The sequence below is a fragment of the Stutzerimonas azotifigens genome (assembly GCF_013522725.1).
In the GTDB taxonomy this organism is placed as follows: domain Bacteria; phylum Pseudomonadota; class Gammaproteobacteria; order Pseudomonadales; family Pseudomonadaceae; genus Stutzerimonas; species Stutzerimonas azotifigens_A.
Window position 1 is genome coordinate 124,302 of sequence record NZ_JAAMRF010000007.1, and the last position, 25,770, is coordinate 150,071.

21 protein-coding genes are annotated in these 25,770 nt (G+C 64.7%); 13 read left to right on the forward strand and 8 right to left on the reverse strand.

Annotated elements, in window-relative coordinates; genetic code table 11:
- Window positions 1–46 precede the first annotated feature (46 nt).
- Both G7026_RS14515 and G7026_RS14520 read right to left on the reverse strand, forming a co-directional pair.
- The gene (locus tag G7026_RS14515) at window positions 47–1,084 is read right to left on the reverse strand and encodes an AraC family transcriptional regulator (protein WP_181071628.1); all 1,038 of its coding nucleotides are present in this window, start codon (window positions 1,082–1,084) and stop codon (window positions 47–49) included.
- Entirely contained in the window at window positions 1,081–2,085 is a 1,005-nt protein-coding gene (locus tag G7026_RS14520) for a carbon-nitrogen hydrolase (protein ID WP_181071629.1), read from the reverse strand. Before G7026_RS14520 ends, G7026_RS14515 begins: the two co-directional genes overlap by 4 nt.
- 186 nt (window positions 2,086–2,271) lie before the next feature.
- Here G7026_RS14520 and G7026_RS14525 point away from each other — a divergent pair, with 186 nt between their 5' ends.
- From G7026_RS14525 to G7026_RS14545, 5 genes are all read left to right on the forward strand, one after another.
- The gene (locus tag G7026_RS14525) at window positions 2,272–4,302 is read left to right on the forward strand and encodes an NADPH-dependent 2,4-dienoyl-CoA reductase (RefSeq protein ID WP_181071630.1); all 2,031 of its coding nucleotides are present in this window, start codon (window positions 2,272–2,274) and stop codon (window positions 4,300–4,302) included.
- A 48-nt stretch (window positions 4,303–4,350) separates the two neighbouring features.
- Window positions 4,351–4,767 (forward strand): nuclear transport factor 2 family protein, encoded by a 417-nt coding sequence (locus G7026_RS14530; protein ID WP_181071631.1) that lies wholly within the window; start codon window positions 4,351–4,353, stop codon window positions 4,765–4,767.
- 208 nt (window positions 4,768–4,975) lie between these two features.
- A complete protein-coding gene (locus tag G7026_RS14535; protein WP_181071632.1) occupies window positions 4,976–6,337 on the forward strand; it encodes a chromosome partitioning protein ParA in 1,362 nt (453 codons plus the stop codon).
- Window positions 6,337–7,278: a 1-aminocyclopropane-1-carboxylate deaminase/D-cysteine desulfhydrase gene (locus tag G7026_RS14540; protein WP_181071633.1), complete on the forward strand. Its 942-nt coding sequence runs from the start codon at window positions 6,337–6,339 to the stop codon at window positions 7,276–7,278. Before G7026_RS14535 ends, G7026_RS14540 begins: the two co-directional genes overlap by 1 nt.
- 21 nt (window positions 7,279–7,299) lie before the next feature.
- Window positions 7,300–8,409: a cyclic nucleotide-binding domain-containing protein gene (locus tag G7026_RS14545; protein WP_181071634.1), complete on the forward strand. Its 1,110-nt coding sequence runs from the start codon at window positions 7,300–7,302 to the stop codon at window positions 8,407–8,409.
- Here G7026_RS14545 and G7026_RS14550 read toward each other — a convergent pair.
- Window positions 8,406–9,326, reverse strand: coding sequence for a DUF1853 family protein (locus G7026_RS14550; RefSeq protein ID WP_258190287.1), 921 nt, complete (start codon window positions 9,324–9,326; stop codon window positions 8,406–8,408). The two genes, G7026_RS14545 and G7026_RS14550, sit on opposite strands and share 4 nt — an antisense overlap.
- Window positions 9,327–9,413: 87 nt before the next feature.
- Between G7026_RS14550 and G7026_RS14555 the strand changes: the two genes are divergently transcribed.
- From G7026_RS14555 to G7026_RS14590, 8 genes are all read left to right on the forward strand, one after another.
- A complete protein-coding gene (locus G7026_RS14555) occupies window positions 9,414–10,301 on the forward strand; it encodes an NAD(+) kinase (RefSeq protein WP_181071636.1) in 888 nt (295 codons plus the stop codon).
- The gene (locus G7026_RS14560; RefSeq protein ID WP_181071637.1) at window positions 10,301–11,269 is read left to right on the forward strand and encodes a metallophosphoesterase; all 969 of its coding nucleotides are present in this window, start codon (window positions 10,301–10,303) and stop codon (window positions 11,267–11,269) included. Before G7026_RS14555 ends, G7026_RS14560 begins: the two co-directional genes overlap by 1 nt.
- Window positions 11,270–11,278: 9 nt before the next feature.
- Window positions 11,279–12,142 (forward strand): rhomboid family intramembrane serine protease, encoded by an 864-nt coding sequence (locus G7026_RS14565; RefSeq protein WP_308811807.1) that lies wholly within the window; start codon window positions 11,279–11,281, stop codon window positions 12,140–12,142.
- A 97-nt stretch (window positions 12,143–12,239) separates the two neighbouring features.
- Entirely contained in the window at window positions 12,240–12,506 is a 267-nt protein-coding gene (locus G7026_RS14570; RefSeq protein ID WP_181071638.1) for a YeaC family protein, read from the forward strand.
- Window positions 12,506–13,333, forward strand: coding sequence for a DUF2797 domain-containing protein (locus G7026_RS14575; protein WP_181071639.1), 828 nt, complete (start codon window positions 12,506–12,508; stop codon window positions 13,331–13,333). The genes G7026_RS14570 and G7026_RS14575 overlap by 1 nt, the downstream gene beginning before the upstream one ends.
- Before the next feature lie 76 nt (window positions 13,334–13,409).
- The gene (gene pepN, locus G7026_RS14580) at window positions 13,410–16,079 is read left to right on the forward strand and encodes an aminopeptidase N (RefSeq protein WP_181071640.1); all 2,670 of its coding nucleotides are present in this window, start codon (window positions 13,410–13,412) and stop codon (window positions 16,077–16,079) included.
- A gap of 227 nt (window positions 16,080–16,306) precedes the next feature.
- Window positions 16,307–17,398 (forward strand): WD40/YVTN/BNR-like repeat-containing protein, encoded by a 1,092-nt coding sequence (locus tag G7026_RS14585; protein ID WP_181071641.1) that lies wholly within the window; start codon window positions 16,307–16,309, stop codon window positions 17,396–17,398.
- 18 nt (window positions 17,399–17,416) lie between these two features.
- Window positions 17,417–19,789: an efflux RND transporter permease subunit gene (locus tag G7026_RS14590; protein ID WP_181071642.1), complete on the forward strand. Its 2,373-nt coding sequence runs from the start codon at window positions 17,417–17,419 to the stop codon at window positions 19,787–19,789.
- A 153-nt stretch (window positions 19,790–19,942) separates the two neighbouring features.
- Here the strand turns inward: G7026_RS14590 and G7026_RS14595 are convergent, their stop codons facing one another.
- From G7026_RS14595 to G7026_RS14615, 5 genes are read right to left on the reverse strand one after another with little or no spacing between them, the layout of a single operon-like run.
- Window positions 19,943–21,574, reverse strand: a complete 1,632-nt coding sequence (locus G7026_RS14595) for a BatD family protein (RefSeq protein WP_181071643.1) — start codon at window positions 21,572–21,574, stop codon at window positions 19,943–19,945.
- Window positions 21,571–23,301, reverse strand: a complete 1,731-nt coding sequence (locus G7026_RS14600; protein WP_181071644.1) for a VWA domain-containing protein — start codon at window positions 23,299–23,301, stop codon at window positions 21,571–21,573. The genes G7026_RS14595 and G7026_RS14600 overlap by 4 nt, the downstream gene beginning before the upstream one ends.
- Window positions 23,298–24,314 (reverse strand): vWA domain-containing protein, encoded by a 1,017-nt coding sequence (locus G7026_RS14605; RefSeq protein ID WP_181071645.1) that lies wholly within the window; start codon window positions 24,312–24,314, stop codon window positions 23,298–23,300. The genes G7026_RS14600 and G7026_RS14605 overlap by 4 nt, the downstream gene beginning before the upstream one ends.
- Entirely contained in the window at window positions 24,307–24,810 is a 504-nt protein-coding gene (locus G7026_RS14610; protein ID WP_181071646.1) for a DUF4381 domain-containing protein, read from the reverse strand. The genes G7026_RS14605 and G7026_RS14610 overlap by 8 nt, the downstream gene beginning before the upstream one ends.
- Entirely contained in the window at window positions 24,807–25,757 is a 951-nt protein-coding gene (locus G7026_RS14615) for a DUF58 domain-containing protein (protein WP_181071799.1), read from the reverse strand. The genes G7026_RS14610 and G7026_RS14615 overlap by 4 nt, the downstream gene beginning before the upstream one ends.
- Window positions 25,758–25,770 lie beyond the last annotated feature (13 nt).

The following is a 25,770-nucleotide window of genomic DNA, read 5'->3' on the forward strand; positions in this document are numbered from 1 at the left end:
CGCGTAAGGCGCATCTAAATCCTGCGCGCCTTACGCGCTGCCAGCGCTATCCCGCCTGCCGTTGCGCACGACGGAACTCGCCTGGCGTCTGCCCGCTCCAGCGTTTGAACGCACGCTGGAAAGCCTCGGCGGAGGCGAAACCCAGCAGCCAGGCGATTTCGCCGAATGCCGCTTCGGTGTCGCGAATGTAGGCCATCGCCAGGTCGCGCCGGGTGTCGTTGAGGATGGTCCGGTAGCTGGTGCCTTCCTCTGCGAGCTTGCGGCGCAGCGTCCAGGTCGGCGTCTGCAGGCGTTGAGCAATCTGTTGCAAGTCCGGTTCCTGGCCCTTGAGCAAGGGGCCGAGAATCTGCGTGATGCGCTCGCGCAGGCTGCGTGTCCGCGTGCGCTGCTCAAGTTCCGCCTCGCAGAGCTCCAGCAGGTGGCGCCAGGTGCCTGGACAGTGCTCAGGATTGCGCAGCGCCAGAACCGGCTGGTCCAGGCGCAGCGCGTTGTCGGCGGCACCGAAGGTCACCGTCGGGCCGAAGAGCGGCTCGTAGCGCGGCGCATACGAAGGCGCCGGGAATTCGATGTGTACCGCCACTGGGGTTAGCGCATGGCCGGCGACTGCGCCGAGCTGGGTGATCCAGCTGGCCAGCACGGTGTCGACCACGAAGCGGTTATAGGCGTTGTAGGGGCTGATCGAATAGAAGCGCAGCCAGGCGCCGCGGGCGTCTTCCTCGAAACGGGAATGGCCGCGGTAGTTGGACGCATAGAGCGGCTCGAAGCGCGTCAGGGCGCGTGCCGCCTCGCGTACCGTTGGCGCCTGGGCAGCGGTGACGCCGGCCAGGCCCATGTGGCTGGCCTTGCGCAGTCGACCCATTTCCAGCCCCAGCGCCGGGTCGTCGGCGAGCTGCATGGCCGCATGGCCCAGGCGCATGTAGCGGGGAATCGACAGCTGCGCGCGTGGGTCGGCCAGGCGCGCCGCGTCCAGGCCGTAGCTTTCCAGCAGCGGAACGGCATCGATGCCCTGTTTTCGCAGTGCGGCGCTGAGGCTGTGCACGAAGCCGACCGAGAGATCGCCGAGCCTGACCCGGGCAGCGGTCATGAGCGTTCGGGCAGCCAGCGATTGGTCAGGCGCACCGGCATCTGGTGATTATGCGCGGCCGCTCTGCGCGGCGAGCCCAGCAGATTCCAGGGCAGGCCGAGGGTGGCCACCGCCACCTGCGGCAGCTCCTGTGGCAGTGGATGGGCGCCGTGCCCGCATGTCTCGATCACTACCGCTCCGGGGATCGCCAAAACCTCGGTGCGTTCGTCGACGCCTGCGTAGGCATCGCAGCCGAGGGCCACCTGGAGCCGCCCGGCCGGCGTGTCGACCGGGGCCGGCTGGGCCTGGTCCGAGGCATCGCTGTAGCGCCGTTCATAACGGCTGACCGAGCGCTTGTGCCATAGGCCATCGAGCGGCTGGCCGCTGGGGTCGAATACCAGGCTGACCTGGCGTAACGGGCCGTCACCGACCGATAGCCGCCGGTTTTCCAGTCGGGGCTCGGGCAGCACAACCGAACCAGCGACCAGTGTCACGCCGAACTCTGCCGCCAGCTGGCCGAAGATGCTCTGGTAGGCCTCGGCCATCTGGGAGGCCTTCATTCGCAGCACGGCATCGGTACGCCGATCGTCACCCTCGTTAGCGAGCAGGGCGCCGAGGTAGTGAAACGGGTTGCTCATGGCCATCAGCTGCATCGCGTCGCGCAGGGTTCTGGCTTGTTGCACCTCGGCTTTTTCGCCTAGGGCGAACAAGCCGGTGCCGACGTGTTCGGGCAGCACTACGACGGTTTGCGGGCCGAGCATACCGGCTTGGCGGGCCTGCTCCAGATAGGTGGCGAATTTCAGATGCAGCCGCTCGCGGCTCTGGTAGTCGGCGGGCATCAGGTGCGTCTCGACACCGAGCAGGTTGGGGCCGGCGTTCGGCTCGCCCTCGCTGATGATGGGCAGCAGACGCAGGTCCGACAGCAGCGGGCCGCTGTCGCGGTCGCGCGTCCATTGCAGGTAGAGCACCAGCGCGGCAATGGACAGCAGAGCGATGAGGGCGAGTCTGAGAAGTCGACGCATGGAAGGCAACAAGGGCGGAAGGTGGCGCTCAGCCTAGGACGGCCACGCGAAAAAGCCAAGTCGCGCTGTGCAAATTGGTCATTAAGTTGTGTGTTTCGATCATTGAGCCGGCGGCTACGGCTGACTATCGTTCGGCCATTACCGACCGCAGCCCCATGAGGTGCGGCAGCCTGACGAGGATATTCCATGACCGCTTACCCACACCTGCTGGCCCCGCTGGACCTGGGCTTCACGACCTTGCGCAACCGCACGCTGATGGGCTCGATGCACACCGGCCTTGAAGAAATGCCCAACGGCTTCGAGCGCATGGCCGCCTACTTTGCCGAACGCGCCCGTGGCGGCGTCGGGCTGATCGTTACCGGCGGGGTGGGGCCGAACGAGGAGGGCGCCGTGCGCGCCGGTGCGGCCAAGCTGTCGACGCCCGAAGAAGCGGACGAGCACAAGGTAGTGACCCAGGCGGTGCACGAGGCGGGCGGCAAGATCTGCCTGCAGATCCTCCATGCCGGGCGTTATGCCTACAACCCACAGCTGGTGGCGCCGAGCGCGATCCAGGCGCCGATCAATCCGTTCACCCCGCGGGCGCTGGACGAAGAAGGCATCGAGAAACAGATCCGCGATTTCGTCAATTGCGCGAGCCTGGCCCAGGTGGCCGGTTACGACGGCGTCGAGGTGATGGGGTCCGAAGGCTATTTCATCAATCAGTTCCTGGTCGCCCACACCAACCAGCGTGACGATCGCTGGGGCGGCAGCTACGAAAACCGCATGCGCCTTCCGGTGGATATCGTGCGCCGGGTGCGCGAAGCGGTCGGTCGCGACTTCATCATCATCTACCGTTTGTCGATGCTCGACCTGGTCGAGGGCGGCAGTAGTTGGGAAGAGATCGTGCAGCTGGCGCGAGCGGTCGAGCAGGCAGGCGCCACGCTGATCAACACCGGCATCGGCTGGCACGAGGCGCGTATCCCGACCATCGCCACCAAGGTGCCGCGCGCGGCCTTCACCAAGGTGACCGCCAAGCTGCGCGGCGAGGTGTCGATTCCGCTGATTACCACCAACCGGATCAACATGCCGGAGGTCGCCGAGCGTGTGCTGGCCGAGGGGGACGCCGACATGGTGTCCATGGCGCGGCCGTTCCTCGCCGACCCGGACTTCGTCAACAAGGCCGCCGCCGGACGCAGCGAGGAGATCAATACCTGCATCGGCTGCAACCAGGCCTGCCTCGATCACACCTTCAGCGGCAAGTTGACCACGTGCCTGGTCAACCCGCGCGCCTGCCATGAAACCGAGCTCAACTACATTCCCACCGTGCAGACCAAGCGTATCGCCGTGGTCGGCGCCGGCCCAGCCGGCTTGGCGGCGGCCTCGGTCGCAGCCGAGCGTGGTCATCAGGTGACGCTGTTCGATGCGGCAGGTGAGATCGGCGGCCAGTTCAACGTCGCCAAGCGGATCCCAGGCAAGGAAGAGTTCTACGAAACCCTGCGTTATTTCCAGCACCGGCTGCAGCGCACCGGTGTCGACGTTCGGCTCGGCACACGCATGGACGTCGAGACGCTGGTCAATGGCGGTTTCGACGAGATCCTCCTCGCCACCGGCATCGCGCCGCGCACACCGGATATCCCCGGTGTCGAGCATCCCAAGGTCATCGGCTACCTGGATGCCATCCTCGGTCGCAAGCCTGTGGGTGCGACGGTAGCGGTCATCGGTGCGGGCGGCATCGGTTTCGACGTCAGCGAGTTCATCACCCACCAGGGGGCGAGTACCAGCCTGGACCGCGAAGCCTTTTGGAAGGAGTGGGGCATCGACCCGAACCTTTCGGTTCGCGGTGGGGTGGCTGGCGTGCAGCCACAGCCGCAGCCAGCGGCGCGCCAGGTCTACCTGTTGCAGCGCAAGGCGTCCAAGGTGGGTAACGGGCTGGGCAAGACCACCGGCTGGATCCACCGCGCCGGGTTGAAGAACCGCAACGTACAAATGGTCAGCGCGGTGGAATACCTGAAAATCGACGATGCCGGCCTGCATGTGGGCGTCGCTGGCGGCGAGCCGCAGGTATTGCCGGTCGACACAATCATCCTCTGCGCCGGCCAGGACCCGTTGCGCGAGTTGCAGGCAGGCCTCGAAGCGGCCGGCTGCCGGGTGCATCTGATCGGTGGCGCCGACGTCGCGGCCGAACTCGATGCCAAGCGCGCGATCGACCAGGGATCGCGCCTCGCGGCAGCGATCTGATCCGAGGCCCCGCATCAGCGGGGCCTTTTTCATCCGGAGGTGTGTTCCATGTCCGCACTGATACTGCAAACCCCGGCGGCCGCCAGCCTCGACCACTGGCACCGGATGGTCGCCGCACGCGACCTCTCGTCCCTGCCGGTCCTGCTCGCCGACGATGCGGTGTTCCGCTCGCCGATGGCGTTCAAACCCTACGAGGGGGCGAGGGCGGTCAACCTGATCCTGAATACGGTGCTGGGCGTCTTCGAGGACTTTCGCTACCACCGGCAACTCGCCTGCGCCGATGGGCGGAACGTGGTGCTCGAGTTCAGCGCCAGGGTCGGTACGCGAACGCTCAAGGGCGTCGACATGATCGCGTTCGACGAGGCGGGGAAGATCTGTGAGTTCGAGGTGATGATCCGTCCCATGAGCGCGCTGCAGGCGCTCGGCGACGAGATGGGCAAGCGTCTGGCTGCCCTCGGAACCTGAATGATTTGACCAAATCATCACAGTTTTTCCGCTCCGTGCGTCGATCCGTCAGGCGGCGCCCAGGTCACTGCCAACCCAGTCACATTGCCCCGTCGAGGTTTTCCCCTAGACTTGCGCAACAATGAGATAGCGTGGTTTTTGCAGGTACTATGCCATCTTCTGAAAAGCGCTGGCCCGGCGATGTTCGGGCCACAGAGGAAATCCGAGCATGCAGAACAAACCGCAGATAGCCGAAGCCGTGCTGTTCTTTGGTGAGCATGGCATCTGCAAGGAAATGCTCTTTCCCGAATTCGAAGCCCTGCTGGACGGCGTGGTGAACATGCCCGAGTTCGCCGATCAGCAGATGCGCGTTGCTTACGTTCTCATCAACCCTCGGCTGCTGATTCGCGGCGTGGTGTTCTTTTATCTCGATTTCAACGACGACGGATCCGCCGACAGCGGCTGGAACATCCCGCTGCGCCATCTGGCCGAGCGTGCCGGACGTGGTCCAGATCTCGGCGCCGGGCCGATCCGCCTGGCTTGTCGCAGCCAATGCCCGGTGGCGTGGCATCAGATGCACTTGTGGGATCCCAGCCTTGCACCGGGTAAAAACGATCTGGTGCTGTTGCGCGACCAGATCAAGCGCAATCAGATGGGCCTGCTGGTCGACGACGAAATGCCCACCAGCGTGCCGGCCGAACGCCTGCAGATGGCTGCCGAAGATCGCTGGGTTCAGGCCGATCCGGCCCAGGACGAAGCGGCGAAACAGGCCGAGAAGCTCGAGCAGGAACACCGCCTCAAGACCGCCCAGCTGATCAAGCAACAGCGTCTGCGGATCGCCAGCCTCAGCCAGCAGCGTGAGGACGAGATCGCCCAGCTCAGGCAGGCAAGCGAGGCGCAGCAGAACCAACTGCGCGAAGAGCTGCGTCAGCTACAGCAGAAACTGCGCCAGCAGGAAGATCTCAACGCCAGCCTCAAGACCCAGCTGGCCACCCAGGCGGAGAGCTTCCAGAAGGCGCGCGAAGAGATGAGCGAGCAGGTGCGCACGCTCGAGCGCCACGGGCGTGCCGAAGTCGACGTCGCCCGGGCGCAGTTCGAACGCGAAGTGGAGGCACGGGTGGCGGCGGCTGTGGTGGAATACAAGGAGCAGGTTGCCATTCGCGATGTCGAGCTGTCCTACCGCAACGAGCTGGACACCGCCCTGGAAGAGGAAATCGACAGGCTCAAGCGCGAACGCGAGGAGCTGGTGCGCCAGGGCAGCGACAACATCCTCGAGCGGCTTTCGCGCCTGGGCGTGGTGTTCGTCGTCTACCACCCCGGTGCCGGCCACTTAACGATCGCCTTGCAGGACATTGCCCGCTACCAGGAAAACCCGATGGCCTACGCGGCCTCCAAGTGCTTTGTCTCCGAAGAGCAATATCGCCAGTGGCTCAAGCACTACCAGGACCCGGCATGCGAGGCGAGTCTGTCCAGCGGCGAGCGCTGCGCCATCCCGCTGGATCGGGTGGACACGCCAGCGCGCTTCATCGTCAACGAATCCAATTGTTGCTCGCGGCACAAGTCCGAGCATCGTTTGCGCACCGGTAGCTGATGCTCGAAGCGCTGGTGCTGGAACCCGGCTGGGCGCCGCTGCAGAGGCTCGACCTTGATTGGGCTCGGCGCGCGGGAGTCGAGCTCGCTGTATTGCGCCTCGATCTGGTCGACCCGCAGCTGTCCGGCAACAAATGGTTCAAGCTATCGCACCATTTGCGGGCCGCCGCGGCCTCGGGCGCTTCAGGGCTGCTCAGCCTCGGCGGTGCCCATTCCAACCATCTGCATGCACTGGCGGCCGCCGGGTGCCGCTTCGGCTACGCCACGGTCGGCCTGTTGCGCGGGCACCCTGTCGAAACGCCTACAGTGGCCGACCTGCGCCGCTTCGGCATGGAATTGCACTGGCTTGGCTACGATGGCTACCGTCAACGCCATCGCCCCGACTTCTGGGCGCCCTGGCTCGAGCGTCATCCTGGTCATTACCCGATCCCCGAGGGCGGCGGAGGGCTTGCCGGTGCGCTGGGCTGCGCAGGGATGGTCGAGCAGGTGCGTGGCCAGTTGGGCGAGGTGGGCTTCGGCGAATACGACGGCTGGTGGCTCGCTGCGGGAACGGGTACCACCTTGGCCGGGCTGGCTATCGCCGAAGCCGGGCAGCGCGCGGTGTATGGTGCGCTGGCGGGGCCGCCTTCGCATCGGGTCGCCGCTGAAATCGACTCGCTGCTCGCGCAGGCCGGCCAGGCGTCGCACCCCTATCGGTTGGTCGACGCCAGCCGCGACGGCTTCGGCCGTTTCGACGAGACCCTGGCGCGCTTTCTTTTCGAGACCGAACGCGACTCGGGATTGCCGCTGGAGCCGGTCTATACCGCCAAGGCTCTGCTGGCGTTGCGTACTTTTCTGCAAGAAGGCGGGCTGGAGCGCGGCACACGGCTGGTATTCGTTCATACCGGCGGCCTGCAGGGGCGCCGTGCGGCTGAAGCCGAATTGCGTAGGCTGGGTACCTGAGATGTACGCTGGAAAGCCCGAATGAAAAAGCCGCTACACCCCGACCAACTGCGTAGCCTGGTGCCGCTCAATGCATTGTCGCGGCGTCAGCTGCGCGAGCTGCAGGGCCAGCTGACGCCACGGCCGCTGCTGGCCGGTGAGCTCCTGTTCGGTGTCCAGGACAGCACCGCGACGCTGTTCTTCCTGCTCTCTGGCGAGCTTCTGTTGCATGGCGGTGACGGCCAGGAGCGGTGTTTGGTGGCCGGTACCGCGGCGAGCTGCTATTCCATCGGCCCCGGCCCACGCTGGCAACGGGCGCATGCGTTGTCGGACTGCAGCGTGCTGGCCATCGACAGTGCCCAACTCGACCGCCTGCTGACCTGGCGCCAGACCTATCAGGACCTGCTCGTGCAGTTGTCGCTCGAAGGTCATTCGCCGGAGTGGCTGGAGCAGTTGCTTGAAAATCCGCTGTTCGCCAAGGTGCCGCCGGCCAACGTGCGGTGCATGTTCGACCGTCTGGAAAGCCTCGAGGTAGCTGTCGGGCAAACGCTGATCCAGCAGGGCGATGTCGGTGATTGCTGTTACTTCCTCAAGGCCGGCCGGGTCGAAGTCATCCAGGAAGCCGGGAGCGGCCGGCAGGTCGTCGCCGAGCTCGAAGTCGGCGCCTGTTTCGGTGAAGAGGCGCTGCTCGTCGACCGCCCGCGCAATGCGACGGTGACTATGCTCGAAGACGGTTGCGTGCTGCGCCTGGCCCGTGCCGATTTTCACGCACTGCTAGAGGCTCCGGTGGTCGCCGACGTGTCCCTGGCCGAGGCGGCACGCCTGCTCGTCTCGGGCGCCCAGTGGCTGGACGTTCGCCTGCAGGACGAATACGAGCGTGGGCACGCGTTGCATGCGTTGCACATGCCGCTGGACCTGCTGCGGCTCAAGGCACGCCTGCTCGATCACGCGCGCACCTATCTGTGCTACTGCGACAGCGGAAAGCGCAGCGCCAGCGCGGTGTTCCTGCTGACTCAGCTGGGTTTCAGTGCCTTCGTGCTGCGCGACGGGGTCGATGGCTTGCCGGCAGTCCAGCACGATGCGCTGCTGTGCCAGAGCGGCTCCGGTTACCTTGCCCGATCGGGCGGGCGCATCGAGCGCAGCAGCCGCTAGCCAGCGGTATCGGTGGCGGGCCAGCGATCCGGTACCACGAACACTCGTTGTGCCTCTTCCCAGACGTTACCGTTGCTCTGCAGACGCGCCATCAGTCGTGCGGGCGAATGTTCGTCTAGCTTGGGGCGGAGCGTGTCGTCCAAGTCAAAATCCAGCTCCAGCCGGGCCGGAGCGAGCCACTCCTGGCGAGGCAGCATCTGCCAACGGTATTCGCCTGCCAGTGCCGGCCAGTCACGCTGGCGTACCCAGATCCCTCGCAGGTGCAGCGGATTTGCGCCGGCCGGTGGCAAGCAACCGCTTGGCCAGGGTTCAAACAGATAGCCGCCGAGCCAGAGGGCCGGTTGGATGGTGCTGCTGGTGAGCTCGGCGAGCGCGGCTTTCGCCTGCTCGTGCATGCTCAGATTCAGCTGATGGCGCAGCAAATGGTCCAGCTTGAGGTCCAGCCGATCATGGCCACCGGGGCCGATCCAGTGATGGGGTGCGCCGTCGCCGCCCCCGCCATTGCCCAGGTAGAACTTCACCGCCAATTCGAGGTGATGCACACCCTCCGGATCGCGTATTAACAGGTCCAGTTCACCGAGCGTGTTGCCGCCTTCGCGGATCGGCAGGTTGGCGACGATCAGGTCGATGTCCGGCGCGTGGGTCAGGGCATACTGCCAGAGACGCTCGTAATACAGTCCCAGGCGCCGGTTGCTGCGTTGGGCGAGCCATCGTTGCAGGCCCTCGGCAGCTGCGTCCTGATGCATCAGCCAGTCTGCGAGCAGATCGGGCTGGCTGTACCAGCGGCTGCCCGAGAGCGGGTGACGCAGCGTCGCCGAGGCCTCCAGCAATGGCGGCGAAAGGATCGCCCAGGCCAGGTCGCGCACCTGGGGGTGCCTGAGCGTTCGCATGAGGTCGGCGTACAGGGCGGTTGTCATCAGGCAAGCATAGTCGACCCTGGTTTGCCGCTGCCGTGGCCTTCGCCCATAATCGGGCAGACCCGCCTCTGCCCTCTCGGGAGTTCTATGGAGCAGTTTCGCAACATCGGCATCATCGGACGTCTGGGCAGTTCCCAGGTCCTCGACACCATTCGCAGGCTCAAGCGATTCCTGGTTGACCGCCATCTTCACGTCATTCTCGAAGAGTCCATCGCCGAGGTGTTGCCCGGACACGGCATGCAGACCTCGTCTCGGCAGCGGCTGGGTGAATCCTGCGATCTGGTGATCGTGGTCGGCGGCGACGGCAGCCTGCTCGGCGCGGCGCGGGTCATGGCGCGGCACCGGGTGCCGGTACTGGGCATCAACCGGGGCAGTCTTGGCTTTCTCACCGACATCCGTCCGGACGAGCTCGAAGAGAAGGTCGCAGAAGTGTTGGCCGGGCAGTACACGCTGGAGAACCGCTTCCTGCTCGAAGCCCAGGCGCGGCGCTTCGACGAGGCGATAGGAGAGGGCGACGCGCTCAACGACGTAGTGTTGCATCCCGGCAAGTCGACTCGGATGATCGAGTTCGAGCTCTATATCGACGGCCATTTCGTCTGCAGCCAGAAGGCCGACGGGCTGATCATCGCCACGCCGACTGGCTCCACCGCCTATGCGCTGTCGGCGGGTGGGCCGATCATGCATCCCAAGCTCGATGCGATCGTCATCGTGCCGATGTATCCCCACACGCTATCCAGCCGGCCGATCGTCGTCGACGGCAACAGCGAGTTGAAAATCGTTGTCTCACCCAATATGCAGATCTATCCGCAGGTTTCCTGTGACGGCCAGAACCACTTCACCTGTGCACCTGGCGACACGGTGACCGTACGCAAGAAGCCGCAGAAGCTGCACCTGATCCATCCCCTGGACCACAACTATTACGAGGTTTGCCGCACCAAGCTCGGCTGGGGCAGCCGCCTCGGCGGAGGAGACTGATGCGGCTCGACCCCGGGCGCAGTTACGACCTGATCGGCGATGTTCACGGCTGTGCCCGCACGCTGGTCCGGCTGCTCGACAGCCTGGGCTATAGCCAGCAGGGTGGCGTTTGGCGACATCCACGGCGGCAGGTCATCTTTCTTGGCGACATCATCGACCGCGGCCCGCGCATACGCGAGGCGCTGCACCTGGTGCACGACATGGTCGAAGCCGGGCAGGCCTACTGCATCATGGGTAACCACGAATTCAACGCGCTGGGCTGGGACATGCCGGCGCCACCGGAAAGCGGCAAGCAGTTCGTGCGCGAGCACAGCCCTCGCTACGCCCGGCTGCTGCAGGAAACCTTCAGCCAGTTCGAGGCGCACCCGCAGGAATGGCAAGCCTTTCGCGAGTGGTTCTACCAGTTGCCTCTCTACCTCGATGGCGAGCGCTTCCGGGTCGTACACGCCTGCTGGGACAAGGACGTGATCGCCCGGCTGCGCGAGCGTCTGGACCAGGGACGCCTGGACCCGGAGTTCCTGCGGGAGGCGGCAATCGACGGCAGCTTCGCCTGCAGCGCGCTGGATCGCCTGTTGCGGGGCACCGACATGCCCCTGCCCAACGGTATCCGGCTGACCTCTGACGAGGGCTTCACTCGCGCCTCGTTCCGCACCAAGTTCTGGGAAGAGAATCCACGTACCTACGGCGACATCGTGTTCCAGCCCGATGCGCTGCCCGAGCATGCGGCGTGTCTGCCGCTGACCGACAGCCAGAAGAGCCGGTTGTTTCTCTATGGGCCTGACGAGCCGCTGTTGTTCGTCGGTCATTACTGGCGCAGCGGTCACCCGAGGCCGATTCGTGCCAATCTCGCCTGCCTGGATTACAGCGCGGTGAAATACGGCAAGCTGGTCGCCTATCGGCTGGACCAGGAGACGCGCCTGGATTCGGCGAAATTCGTCTGGGTCGAGGTCGAACGACCCGAGCATTGAGGTGATTGCGTGGAAGTATTGCGGGTACCGGTATCCCAGGATCTGAGCGGCTTCGTCGCCATGCTGCGACGAATGCAGTTGCCGTTCCGGGTTTCGGAGGAGGCCGGCGAGCAAGTGCTGCGTGCACCTGCGGAGCTTGCAGAGCACCTGCGAAAGCTGTACGCAGAATTCCCCGACGGCAACGCACCGCTCGATGCCATGCCTGCGCCGCCAGCGCCGCGTATCGCGATGTTCGCCACGCCGTTGCGCAGCGTGCCGTTCACGGCACTGGTGTTGCTGGCGACACTGGTCATCGCGTTGATCACCCATGTCGGCGAGAACTTCGAGACGATCCGCTGGTTCAGCTTCACCGACTTTCGCATTCAGGGCGACTACGCCTATTTCGCCAGCCTTGAGCAGTCGCTGGACGCCGGCCAGTGGTGGCGCCTGTTCACGCCCATGTTCATCCATTTCGGTTGGCTGCACCTGGCGATGAACAGCCTCTGGTACTGGGAGCTGGGGCGACGCATCGAGACGCGCCAGGGCGTGTTCGCGCTGCTGGGCCTGACGCTGCTCTACTCGCTGGTGTCCAACTTCGCCCAGTACGCCTATGGCGGAACGGGCATCTTCGGTGGGCTATCCGGCGTGCTTTACGGCTTGCTGGGGCATTGCTGGTTGTATCAGAAGCTCGCCCCCGGCGAAGCTTACCGTCTGCCATCCGGCGTGGTGGTGCTGATGCTCGCCTGGCTGGTGATCTGCCTGACAGGCGTGATCGAAGTGGTGAGCTTCGGGGCGCTGGCAATCGCCAATTCCGCGCACGTTGGCGGCCTGGTGGCCGGATGCCTGACCGGGGTGTGCGGTGGAATGCTGGCGCGCTCGCGCCACGCTAGATAGCACTGCTGTTGCACCGCATAGAGAGGCCGTTGGGACGCGCCTCCCACAAGCTCGGCCAGCCCGGTAGAATGGTCGTTCGTTCTACTGGGAGCCGGCCATGTCGTCATTCAACGAAGCCATCGAAAACATCACCCCCGAGATTTACGAGAACCTCAAGCTGGCCGTGGAGCTCGGCAAATGGGGTGATGGTCGCAAGCTGACCACCGAGCAGAAGGAGCTGTGTCTGCAGGCGATGATCACCTGGGAGATGCAGAATCTGCCCGAAGAGCAGCGCACCGGCTACATGGGCGCTCAGCAGTGCAGCTCCAAGTCCGAGCCGATTCCCAATCTTCTGTTCACCTCCGGTTCGGAAACCCGTCACTGATGCTCGAACTCGGACGTGGTGCGCTCAACAAGATGTCCGTCCAGCTGGGCGCCCCGGTCGACTACGCGTTTCGCCTGGACGACCAACTGGTTCCGGTCAATCCGCTGATCGGCAAGACGGTTCGCCTGCAGTACCTGGGAGCCATTCACTGCAGCCATTGCGGTCGCAAGACCAACAAGAGCTTCAGCCAGGGCTATTGCTATCCCTGCTTCAAGAAACTTCCGCAGTGCGACATCTGCATCGTCAGCCCCGAGCGCTGCCACCATGAGCTGGGCACCTGTCGCGATGCCGACTGGGGGCAGCAGTTCTGCATGACTGACCATGTCGTCTACCTGGCCAACTCCTCGGGCGTGAAGGTTGGCATCACCCGGGCCACCCAGTTGCCGACCCGCTGGCTCGACCAGGGCGCCAGCCAGGCGCTGCCCATCCTGCGCGTTGCGACGCGCCAGCAGTCGGGCCTGGTGGAAGACCTGCTGCGCAGCCAGGTCGCCGATCGCACCAACTGGCGCGCCTTGCTCAAGGGAGATGCCGAGCCCATCGACCTGCTGGAAATCCGTGAGACGTTGTTCGATCGCTGCGCCGAAGGCCTTTTGGCCCTGCAGCAGCGCTTCGGCCTGCAGGCGGTGCAGCCGCTGGCGGACGCCGAGGTGGTGGAGATGCGCTACCCGGTGGAGCGCTACCCGACCAAGATCGTCAGCTTCGATCTGGACAAGACGCCCGTAGTGGAGGGCACGCTGATGGGAATCAAGGGTCAGTATTTGATCTTCGATACGGGCGTGATCAATGTTCGCAAGTACACGGCCTACCTGTTGGCCGTACACGCCTGAGCCCCGACTAGACTGAAATCAAACCCAACGCGCTGCCCCTCGATTCGGCGCAGCGCCTGAACAAGGGCCACATGCCATGCGCACCGACCAACCGAAAGTCATCCACCTCAAGGACTATCAGGCCCCTGATTACCTGATCGACGAGACCCACCTGACCTTCGAACTGCACGAGGATCACACGCTGGTTCATGCGCAGCTGGTGATGCGCCGCAACCCGGACCTATCCTCCAGCGCAGGCGGCAACCTCCCGCCGCTGGTGCTCGACGGCCAGCAGCTGGAGCTCCTGAGCGTGGCGCTGGACGACACGGCGCTGCAGGCCGGCGACTACCAGCTAGATGCCGATCACCTGACGCTGCAGCCCAAGGCCGAGCGGTTCGTCATCGACAGCACGGTGCGCATTCATCCTGAAACCAATACGGCACTCGAAGGGCTCTACAAGTCCGGCAAGATGTTCTGCACCCAGTGCGAGGCCGAGGGATTCCGCAAGATCACCTACTACCTCGACCGTCCCGACGTGATGAGCAAATTCACCACCACGGTGAGTGCCGAACAGCATCGCTATCCGGTGCTGCTGTCCAACGGCAACCCAATCGCCACCGGTAGCGACGAAGAGGGTCGTCATTGGGCTACCTGGGAGGATCCGTTCAAGAAACCGGCGTACCTGTTCGCCCTGGTGGCGGGTGACCTGTGGTGCGTCGAGGACAGCTTCACCACCATGACCGAGCGCGAGGTCGCGCTGCGCATCTACGTCGAGCCGGAAAATATCGACCAGGTCCAACACGCGATGGATAGCCTGAAGCGTTCGATGCGCTGGGACGAAGAGGTCTACGGCCGCGAATACGATCTGGACATTTTCATGATCGTCGCCGTGAACGATTTCAACATGGGCGCGATGGAGAACAAGGGCCTCAACATCTTCAACTCCAGTGCCGTTCTGGCGAAGGCCGAAACCGCCACGGACGCCGCGCACCAGCGTGTCGAGGCGATTGTCGCCCATGAATATTTCCACAACTGGTCGGGTAACCGGGTGACCTGCCGCGACTGGTTCCAGTTGTCGCTCAAGGAAGGCTTCACGGTACTGCGCGACTCGCAGTTCAGCGCCGACATGAATTCCCCGACGGTCAAGCGCATTGAAGACGTGGCCTACCTGCGCACCCATCAATTTGCTGAAGATGCCGGTCCGATGGCGCACTCGGTGCGCCCGGAATCCTTCATCGAGATCTCCAACTTCTACACCCTGACCGTCTACGAAAAGGGTGCTGAAGTGGTGCGCATGATCCAGACGCTGGTCGGTGCGGAAAACTTCCGCAAGGGCACCGATCTGTATTTCGAGCGCCACGATGGCCAGGCGGTGACCGTCGATGACTTCGTCAAGGCGATGGAGGATGCGTCGGGTGTCGACCTGACCCAGTTCAAGCGTTGGTACAGCCAGGCCGGCACGCCACGTCTACAGGTGAGCGAGGCGTTCGACGAGGCGGCAGGTCGCTACAGTCTGACTTTCCGCCAGAGCTGTCCGCCGACACCCGGGCAGAGCGAGAAACTGCCGTTCGTGATACCGGTGGCCCTGGGGCTGCTGGGTTCCGACGGCGCGGATCTGCCGCTGCGCCTGGAAGGCGAAGACCAAGCCACCGCTGGTACCCGGGTGCTCGCCATCACCGAAGCCGAGCAGACCTTCACTTTCGTCGATTTACCGAAGAAGCCGCTGCCTTCGCTGCTGCGTGGCTTTTCTGCGCCCGTCAAGCTGGACTTCCCCTACAGCCGCGACCAGTTGATGTTCCTCATGCAGAACGATACGGACGGATTTAACCGCTGGGAGGCGGGGCAGCAGCTGTCGGTGCAGGTGCTGCGCGATTTGATCGGCCAACGGCAGCGCGGCGAGACGCTGGCAATGGACGATCGTCTGACCCACGCACTGCGTACACTGCTCGAAGACGACTCGCTGGACCAGGCGATGGTCGCCGAGATGCTCTCGCTACCCAGCGAGGCCTATCTCACCGAGATCAGCGAGGTGGCGGACGTCGATGCCATTCATCAGGCCCGCGAGCATGCGCGTAGGGCCATCGCCCAAGCGCTGTTCGAGCCGCTCTGGCAGCGTTACCAGACCAACCGCGAGATTTCGCGGCGCACGCCCTACGTCGCCCAGGCCGAGCACTTCGCCCGTCGTGCGTTGCAGAACATCGCGTTGTCCTACCTGATGCTCAGCGAGCGCGACGCCGTCTTGCAGGCTTGCCTTGAGCAGTTCGAGCACTGCGACAACATGACCGAGCGCCTGAACGCACTGGCGGTGTTGGTCAATTCGTCGTTCGAGGCCGAGCGGACCAAAGCACTGGAAACCTTTGCCGAGCACTTCAAGGACCACGCGCTCGTCATGGATCAATGGTTCAGCGTGCAGGCCGGTAGCCCGCTTCCTGGTGGCCTGGAGCGCGTCCGGACATTGATGGAGCACCCGGCGTTCACCCTGAAGAACCCGAACAAGGTTCGCGCGTTGATCGGCGCTTTCGCGAATCAGAACCTGGTGAATTTCCATCGTGCCGACGGGGCCGGTTATCGCTTCCTGGCCGAGCAGATCATCACGCTCAACGCGCTCAATCCGCAGATCGCGTCGCGGCTACTGGCACCCCTCACGCGCTGGCGCAAGTACGACAGCGCGCGCCAGGCGCTGATGAAGGGCGAGCTGGAACGCATCCTGGCGTCCGGCGAACTCTCCAGCGACGTTTACGAAGTGGTCAGCAAGAGCCTGGCCTGAATGCGCGGGGCCGGCCATCCCGGTGGTCGGCCCGATGCCCCAGGCCAGAGCCTTTCGGCGCTTTCGAAGCGCGTCCGCATAACCCCCGCTGATCGCCCGCCAATCACAGGGGCGCGCTTTAACAAAACATAACGTCCGCTCGATTGCAGCCCCTTTCCAAAGCTGGCTAGGATGGCCGAGCCTTCCGAAACGGCAGGCCCTACCTATAAGAATAAAGGGGGTTTTGTATGAGTGAGCCCGTTCTGTGGCGCACCCAGTCCGGCCGCGCGGTGGACGCTTCCCACCCGCTGGCGCTCCGTTTCCATACTCCGCTGTCATGCGTGTTCACGCTATGTGCCGTGTTCTCGCTTTTGCTGGCGCCGACGTTGCCCGCACAGGCGCAGAACGCCTCCGATCCCCAGGTTCGCTATTCGATCGAGTCCACCCGCGCGGCAAACAGCCTTCTGCTGGACATCACCCGCGTCGGCCAACGACTGGTGGCGGCCGGTGATCGCGGCCACGTTCTCTATTCCGACGATGACGGCAAGAGCTGGCAGCAGGCCAAGGTGCCCACCCGGCAGATGCTGACTGCCCTGTATTTCGTCGACGACAAGAAGGGCTGGGCGGTCGGCCACGACGCGCTGATCCTGGCTACCGAGGACGGCGGTCAGACCTGGACGCGGCAGTACGAAGAGCGCGAGCGCGAGGCGCCACTGCTGGATGTCTGGTTCGAGAACGAACAGCATGGTCTGGCCGTTGGCGCCTATGGCGCGCTGCTTGAAACCCTCGATGGCGGTGCGAGCTGGGAAGACATCAGCGACCGCATGGACAACGAGGACTCCTACCACCTCAACGCGATTACCCATATCGAAGGCTCCGGCCTGTTCGTGGTTGGCGAGATGGGCAGCATGTTCCGCTCGCCGGACATGGGCGAGACCTGGGAGACGGTCGACTCCCCTTATCAAGGTTCCTTCTTCGGCGTGGTCGGCGGCTCCGAGCCTGGCGTCGTGGTGGCCTTCGGCCTGCGTGGCCACCTGTTTCATTCGGTCGATTTCGGCGACAGCTGGGAGCAGGTTTCCGTCGCTGACGGTGGGCATGGGCTGGAGGCCGGTCTGGCCGATGGCAACCTGCTCCCAGACGGGCGAATGGTCATCGTCGGGCACGCTGGCGCGGTGCTCAGCAGCAGCGATCAAGGCCGAACCTTTACGCTCTATAGCCGGCCCGACCGGCGTTCCCTGGCCGGCGTCACAGCGACGGCCGATGGCAATCTGATCCTGGTGGGGCAGGGCGGTGTACACACCGTCTCGCCAACGGGCGCTGATTTGGCCCAACAACAATAAGAGCCGGGAGTCGTTCGCATGAACAAGCATCAACAGAAACCGGCGTCGTTCCTTGAGCGCCTGATTTTCAACAACCGGCCGGCGGTAATCCTGATCTGCCTGCTGGTCAGCGTGCTCCTGTTCTATCAGGCCGCGCAGGTCCGCCCGGAAACCAGCTTCGAGAAGATGATTCCGCTGGGGCATCCGTATATCCAGAACATGCTCAAGCACCAGAACGATCTGGCCAACATGGGCAACACGGTGCGCATCTCCGTGGAGGCGGTGGAGGGCGACATCTTCTCCAAGGAGTACATGGAGACGCTGCGTCAGATCCATGACGAGATCTTCTACATTCATGGCGTCGACCGTTCCAACATGAAGTCGCTGTGGAGTCCCAGCGTGCGCTGGACGGAGGTGACCGAGGAGGGCTTCGCCGGCGGTGAAGTGATTCCGCAGACCTACAACGGCTCGCCCGAGAGCCTCGACGACCTGCGCGACAATATCCTCAAGTCCGGCCAGATCGGTCGTCTGGTGGCGAACAACTTCAAGTCCACCATCATCGACGTGCCGCTCCTGGAGTCCTATCCCGATCCGGAAGACCAGGGCCGCCAGATTCGTCTGGACTACCAGCAGTTTTCCCATGAGCTCGAGGAGAAGATCCGCGAGAAGTACCAGCAGCAGAACCCGAATGTGAAGGTGCACATCATCGGCTTCGCCAAGAAAGTCGGCGACCTGATCGATGGGCTGGTCGGCGTCGCGCTGTTCTTCATCGTCGCGATCGCCGTCACCTTCTTCCTCCTGCTGTGGTTCACCCGTTGCCTGCGCAGCACCATTGCCGTGTTGGTCACCACGCTGATCGCCGTGGTCTGGCAGCTCGGGTTGCTGCACACGATCGGTTTCGGACTCGATCCCTATTCGATGCTGGTGCCCTTCCTGGTCTTCGCCATCGGCATTTCTCACGGGGTGCAGAAAATCAACGGCATCGCCATGGCGTCCGGCGAGGAGAGCAATCCGCTCACCGCGGCGCGCATGGCCTTCCGCCAGTTGTTCATTCCGGGGATGGTGGCGCTGCTGTCCGACGCGGTCGGCTTCGTCACCCTGCTGCTGATCGACATCGGCGTCATTCGCGAACTGGCCATCGCCGCCTCGATGGGCGTAGCGGTGATCATCCTCACTAACCTGATCCTGCTGCCGGTGACCATTTCCTACCTGGGCATCAGCAAACGGGCCGTCCGGCAGAGCCGGGAAGACGCCGAGCGCGAGCATCCGTTCTGGCGGGCGCTGTCCAAATTTGCCAGCCCGACCGTGGCACCGGTCTCGGTGACGATCGCCGTGCTCGCGCTGGCCGGCGGGCTTTGGTACGGGCAGAACCTGAAGATCGGCGACCTCGATCAGGGCGCCCCGGAGCTGCATCCGGACTCGCGCTACAACCTGGACAACGACTTCGTCATCCGCAACTACTCGACCAGCTCCGATGTGCTGGTGGTCATGGTGCGCACCGCGCCGGAAGGCTGCTCGAGTTACGACACCCTGTCGGCAATGGACGAGCTGATGTGGAAGATGCAGAACACCGCAGGTGTGCAGTCGACGGTGTCGATGGTCACGGTCGCGCGGCAGGGCATCAAGGGCATGAACGAGGGCAGCCTCAAGTGGGAGACGCTGTCGCGTAATACCCACGTGCTCAACAGCTCGATCGCGCGCGCCGAGGGGATGTACAACACCGATTGCTCGCTGGCGCCGGTGATGGTGTTCCTCAATGACCACAAGGCCGAAACCCTGCAGCACGTCGTCGACGCGGCGCGTGAGTTCGCCGAGCAGAACAACCGCGAAGGCCTGGAGTTCGTCCTGGCGGCCGGTAACGCGGGTATCGAGGCGGCGACCAACGAAGTCATCGCCGCCTCGGAAACAACCATGCTGCTGGCGGTGTACGCGGCAGTGAGCATCATGTGTCTGCTGACCTTCCGTTCCCTGGCCGCGACGCTCTGCATCGTGTTGCCGCTGGTGCTGACTTCGGTGCTGGGCAACGCGCTGATGGCGTTCATGGGCATCGGCGTCAAGGTGGCGACGTTGCCGGTCATCGCGCTGGGCGTGGGCATCGGTATCGACTACGGCATCTATATCTACACGCGTCTGGAGAGTTTCCTGCGCCAGGGTCTGCCGCTGCAGGAGGCCTATTACGAGACGCTCAAGTCCACCGGCAAGGCAGTGCTGTTCACCGGCGTATGCCTGGCCATCGGCGTGGTGACCTGGGTGTTCTCGGCCATCAAGTTCCAGGCGGACATGGGGTTGATGCTGACCTTCATGTTCCTCTGGAACATGATCGGTGCGATCTGGCTGCTGCCGGCGCTGGCGCGCTTCCTGATCAAGCCGCAGAAGCTGGCCGGCAAGACCGGAGAGTCCATCACGGGTTGAGCGAGGCTGCTGACCCCAGCGACCGCGGCCTAATGGCCGCGGTTTTTTTTGGCCCGCTTGCGGGCTGGGTAGAAGGCTGTGATCAGGCCGGTGTGCACCGGTGCAGGATCATCGGAAGGACCAGGTCGCCGGATTTGGAATGCAGCCGCGCCGTCAGCGTGGATACAGCGGTGGCAATGCCTGCTGCTCCTGTTCGCCTGCGCTGGCGCCGAGCGGTGGTAAGGCCTGGATTGCTTGCCACAGGGCTTTCCCTTGCCATTGCTGGCCGGTTTCGCTGTAGAGCGCACCGTTGAGCCCGTCCAGCGCATCGGATAGCGGTACGAAGCGAGCGGCCATGTCGGCTAGGGTTTCCGGTTGCTGGCGCGCCCAGGCGTCGAGGGCCTGGCGCGTGGCCTGCGAGTCGTTTGCAAGGCAGGCGCGTCTCAGGTCGTCGAGCAGGCTGCGCGGGCTGGGCCCCGCCGGTGCGCTGCGCTGCACCGCGGGCTGCTGGCGGGCGCGCCACCAGAGGCCGAAGCCGATCAGGCTACTGCAGGCGAGCAGGGCGGTACTCAGTTGCCATGGCCAGAGCAATGGCTGTTCCGCCAGCGGTTGGGGCTCGACCGGTTGTGCCGGCGGCTGGCGTAATTCGGGATTATCGGCGACCTGGATCTGCCGGCTCGGCAGTTCGATACGTTCGAGGCGATCCTCTTCGGTGTTCCACCAGACCAGCTCGTAGCCTGGCACCTCGATCGCACCGGACTGGCTCGGTACCAGTGCCTCGCGCTGTTCCCGGCTGCCGGTCAGGCCGGTCGGCGTGACTTCATTAGCCAGTTTGGGCTGGTCCGGGTAGCGCCGAACGCCACCGGGAACCGGCGGGGTGACGACCGGAAGCTGATTGCCGGAGAGCCCTTCGGCACGGATCAGCAGGCTGCGGGTCAGTGAGTCTCCGATTTTTGCGTTCTCCGGCTCCGGGGTCCAGGCTTCGACCAGGCTCAGGCTGCGGGCTGGCAGCCAGGGCGCATCGGCAGGATATTCAGCGGGCTTTGGGCGGACCGTCAGCGGAATCGAGGGCGACTTGACCTGGGTGGCTCGTCCGGGGCGGGCGCCGAACAACGAATGGCCATCGCTTGCAGCCGCCACGGTGGTGGCACTGAACAGCTGTGAAGGCACGGTCAGCTCGCCGCTTTTCTGCGGAAACAGGGCGTAGCGCACCTCGATCACGCCGTGGCGCACGCCATTGATGTTCTTTTCGTACGTGCGGGGGTCACCGAGGCGCTCGACCAGTGCATCATCCATTTGCAGGGGTGAAAGGGTGCTGTCGTCATACAGCGAAACCGAGTGATAGATGCGCAGGGTGAGAATCGCCTGGGCCTGCACATAGACGCTGTCCTGATCCAGACTGGCGTCGATGAATACCGGGGCGAGCTGGGCAACCTCGTCGATCGGGGCAGCTTCCATTACCCGCAAGGTAACCGGTTCGCTGCGGGCATCGCCCAGGCTCAGCGGCGGCACGACGACGTAGCCGGTCTGCCGCGGCTGCAGTGTGACCAGCCAGCGGGTGACGGCGCGGGTTTCGCCATGCACGGTGGACAGCTGGTTGACCTGGCGCGTCGCCACGACCTCGAACAGCTCGTTGAGTGGCTCCAGGTCCGGTTTGCCGAACAGGGTGCGATCCTGTACCTCAAGGCTCAGCTCGACAGTCTCGCCCAAGGTCAGCTGGTTGCGGTCGATGCTGGCGATCAGCGAAGCCGCGCTGGCCTGCGAGCTCAGCAGGCTCATGAGTAGAAAGACCATCAGACGGGTCATGGACGGGTTCCCTGGCGCATACGTTGTTCGTAAAGGAATTTGCGGCGCAGCAGCTCGCCCGGGTCATCGGGAATCTGCCGCAGCCATTGTTCTGTAGCCTGTCGGGTTTCCGCGTTGCCTGGCACATCCTCCGCGCTCGTCGCGTTGCTCGACCCGGCCTGGTCGCGGGCGTCGGCACCAGCCTTCTGCTCCGGGGTAGCGTCGGAGGGCTGGGCGGGATCGCCAGGCTGGCCGGCTTCGAGGCTCGGGGCGGCGCTGTCCTGGCTGCCTCCGCTTGGTGCCGGAGCGTTCTGCGCCGCTTTTTCGGGCTCGCTGTCGGTTTCGTCGGCCTGGTCCGATTGCTGCTTCTGGGCAGCCTGCTGCGCCTTGTGCTGACGCAGCAGTTCTTCGACCAATGCCTTGTTCTGTTGTGCCTGGGGCAGATCCGGCTGGCGCTCCAGGGCCTGGTCGTAGGCCTCGATGGCCGCTTCGAGGGCATCGCTGCGGGCCAGTGCGTTACCCCGGTTGTAGTGGTCGGCGGCGCTATCGCCCAGGGCGAAGCGCTCGATCGCGGACGCGTAATCACCGGCCAGGTAATGAGCCAGGGCCTGCCGGCGAGGGTCGGAAAAACGCTGGGCGGCTTCGGCCGGTCGCTGTTGTTCGAGCAGGCGCTGACCCTGCTGGTCTGGACGCAGCCAGAGATCGCTCCATTCGAAGGCCTGGGCGGGTGCGGGGTTGAACAGGATCAACGGCAGGCAGAACAGCCAACCGCGCCGTCCTCCCAGGGCGACAAGCAACAACAGCGGCAACAGCAGCCAGTAGCCTTGGTCCGACCACGCGCTCAGCCGCGTGTTTTCGATCTGTCTTTCCAGGCTTCCGCCCATTTCGAGGAGGCCGAGCGCGGCAAGGTCGGCATCGTCGATGCGGGCCTGTTGGTAGCGCCCACCGAGGCTGGTGGCGAACTGCCGAAGACCATGATTGTCCAGCCGTGGCACCAGGATCGAACCCTGGGCATCCTTGAGAAAGCTGCCGTCGTCCTGGGCAATCGGCGCGCCTTCTTCGGTGCCTACGCCGAGAACTGCAAGCCGGGTGTCCTTGCCGTCGAGACGGGCGGCGATGGCCATACGTTCGCTGGCATCCAGTCGGCTGCCGATCAGCAGCAGCCGCCCCTGCGACTGCGCGCCCTGCTCCAGCAGCTCGAGGCCTCGCTCGACAGCAAGGTCGGCGCGGTGGCCCGATTCGGGCATCAGCGATGGCTGCAGCGCCCCGAGGAGGTTGCGGGTCGTCGCCAGATCATCTGACAACGGCACCAGCGTATGGGCGCTTCCAGCGAACACCACCACCGCGGTCTGGGTGCCGCGACGGGCTTCCAGCAGGTCGAGCAGTTTGCGCTTGGCCTGTTCCAGCCGGCTGGGAGGCACGTCGGTCGCGAGCATCTCGGGGCTGACTTCGAGCAGTACCACCAACGGGTCGGCGCGTTTTAGGGTCGGTTGCTCGAGCAACTGCCAGCTCGGCCCGAGCAAGGCGAGCACGGCGAGCAGCCAGGCTGCGCCCAACAGTACCCAAGGCAGACGGCTGTCATGCAGGCGGCCCTGGGTCAGCAGCGGGGCGTGGAAGCGTTCGGGCAGTAGTCGCTGCCAACGGCCTACTCGCCGCTGGCGCAGGCATAGCCGCCAGAGCACCCAGCCCAGTAGCGGCAGGATCAACAACCAGCCGGGGCGCAGCAGGTGAGGCAGCAGATCGCTCATCGCGACCACCTGCGTGCGAGCGCGGCCTGTAGCGGTACATACCAGAGCCTGGCGATCACCAGTAGCAGGCTGATCAGCAGTGCGGCGGCCAACGGCCAACTGTACAGCTCGTCGGCCAGGCGCGCCTGGGTCGGCTGTTGCGCTGCTGGGTCGATCCGGTCGAGGGTTTGGCCGATGTCCCGCAATTCTTCGCTGGAGCGGGCTCGGAAGTATTCGCCGCCGGTGCGCTCGGCGATCAGGCGCAGCGTCGGCTCGTCGAGGTCCAGGCTCGGGCTGAAGCCGAAGCGGCCCAGTGCGCCGTCGTTCTGCGGATCGGCGCCGATGCCGATGGCGTGGATCTTGACGTGCTCCTCGGCGGCCAGACGTGCCGCCACCAGCGGTTCGATCTCGCCGCCGTTGTTGGCCCCGTCGGTGATCAGGATGAGCACTCGGCTGTCGGCCGGCCTTTCGCGCAGGCGCTTCACCGCGAGGCCGATGGCGTCGCCGATGGCGGTGGTGTTACCGGCGATTCCTACCATCGACTCTTCCAGCCAGGTGCGCACGGTACGCCGGTCGAAGGTCAGCGGGGCCTGCAGATACGCCCTGCTGCCGAACAGGATCAAGCCGACCCGATCCCCGCGACGCCCTTCGATGAACTCGCCGAACAGCTGCTTGACCAGCTCCAGGCGGGTGATGTCTTCGTTCTGCCAACGCATGTCGGGGTAGTCCATAGAGCCCGACACGTCCACGGCGATCAGCAGGTCGCGGCCGGTGGTGGCTTGGGGCAGGGGTTCTCCGAGCCACTGGGGACGCGCGGCGGCGAACAGCAGCAACAGCCACAGGGTGAGGTAAGGCAGTTGCTGTATCAGCGGGGGCAGGGCGATGCGGGCACGCTGGCCGGAGAGCTGCTCGAGTTCGTCGATGAAACTCACCTTGAGCGCCGCCTCGCCGCTGTCGGCACGCGGCAACAGGCGGCGCATCAGCCAAGGCAGCGGCGCCAGCACGAAGACCCATGGCCAGGCGAGTTCAAACATGTTTGCGAATCCAGATTTCGACGGCCTGGTTCAAGCCATCTATCGCCTTGTTTTCCATTCGGCATTCGGCGCGGTAGGGACCATCGACCAGCACCATCCAGCGGGTCAGCCCGGCGGCCGGGCAACGGTTGTCGAGAAAGGCGAGCCAGGCGCGGCCGCTCATGGTATGCGGGTGCGCCTGGGGGTACTGGGCGCGACAGAGCCGCTTGAGCAGGGCGTTGAGCTGTTGCAGCCACTGGCTGGCGGATGCGCCATCGTAGGGGCGGCTCAGGCGGGCAAGTTCCTCCAGCGCCGCCATTCGCTGCGGCGCCAGTGCCGGCGCCGGCGCCGCGCGCTGAACGGGCCGGCGAAGCGAGAAGAGGCGATGCCGGTAGCGCCACGAAAAGCCAATACCGAGCAGGATCAGCAGTGCAAGCAGCCACCAGCCAGGCGCGGGCGGCCACCAGGGCACGGGAGGCGGCTGGATTGGCGGTGCCAGCTGTTCGAGCGGATTCATTGACTGTTGCCCCTGGTCCGTACGCTGAGGTGCTCGCGTAACTGGTCGACCAGTTCGGCGGATGTGCTCAGAGGCAGCAGCGGCACGCAGAGTCGTTTTGCCAGGCGCTGCCAGCGCGCCGTACGGGCTTCGCCGAGGCCTCGGTAGCGCTGGCGCAGCTCGGCGTCGTTGCTGTCGAGTTCCAGTCGCGTGCCCCGGCTTGCGAACCTCAGCAGGCCGGCAGCGGGCAGGGCATGATCCAGCGGATCGGACAGCGGCAGCAGAAGCAGATCGATATGGCGCGCCAGCAGGCTGAGTTGCTGCTCGGCGGCATCGTTCAGCGAACGCTCGTCGCACAGGACCACAACCAGGCTACCCGGTCTCAACACTTCACGGGCACGACGAAGCGCCATGCCGAAGGCCTCGGGGTTGGGCTCGATATCGCAGTCGAGGCGCTGATTGGCGCGTGCCAGTCGATCGAGCAGCTGCAGCAGGCTCTGCTTGCGCCGTCGCGGTCTGACCTCGTGGTGCTCGTCGCAGCCGAATACCAGGCCGCCGACGCGATCGTTGTGGCTCAGGGCGGCCCAGGCGATGAGCGCTGCGGCCTTGGCCGCGAGTACCGACTTGAAGGCGAGCCCGGTGCCGAAGAACAGCGCGTGGCTCTGCTCGACGAGAATATAGATCGGCCGTTCGCGCTCCTCGTGAAAGAGCTTGGTATGGGGCTCCTGGGTGCGCGCGGTGACGCGCCAGTCGATGGTGCGGACGTCATCGCCGGGTTGATAGACCCGTACCTGGTCGAAATCCACACCACGACCACGCAGCTTGGAATGGTGCAGGCCCACCAGCGGGCTGCGCCGGTGCGGCAGCGAGAACAGGGGCACCTCGCGAACGCGGTGGCGGATGTCGATGAGCTCGGCCAGGGTCACATGAATGCCGTCGGCCGTGCTCGCCCCTTCGGCGCCCTGCATGCCGTTGGCGGCA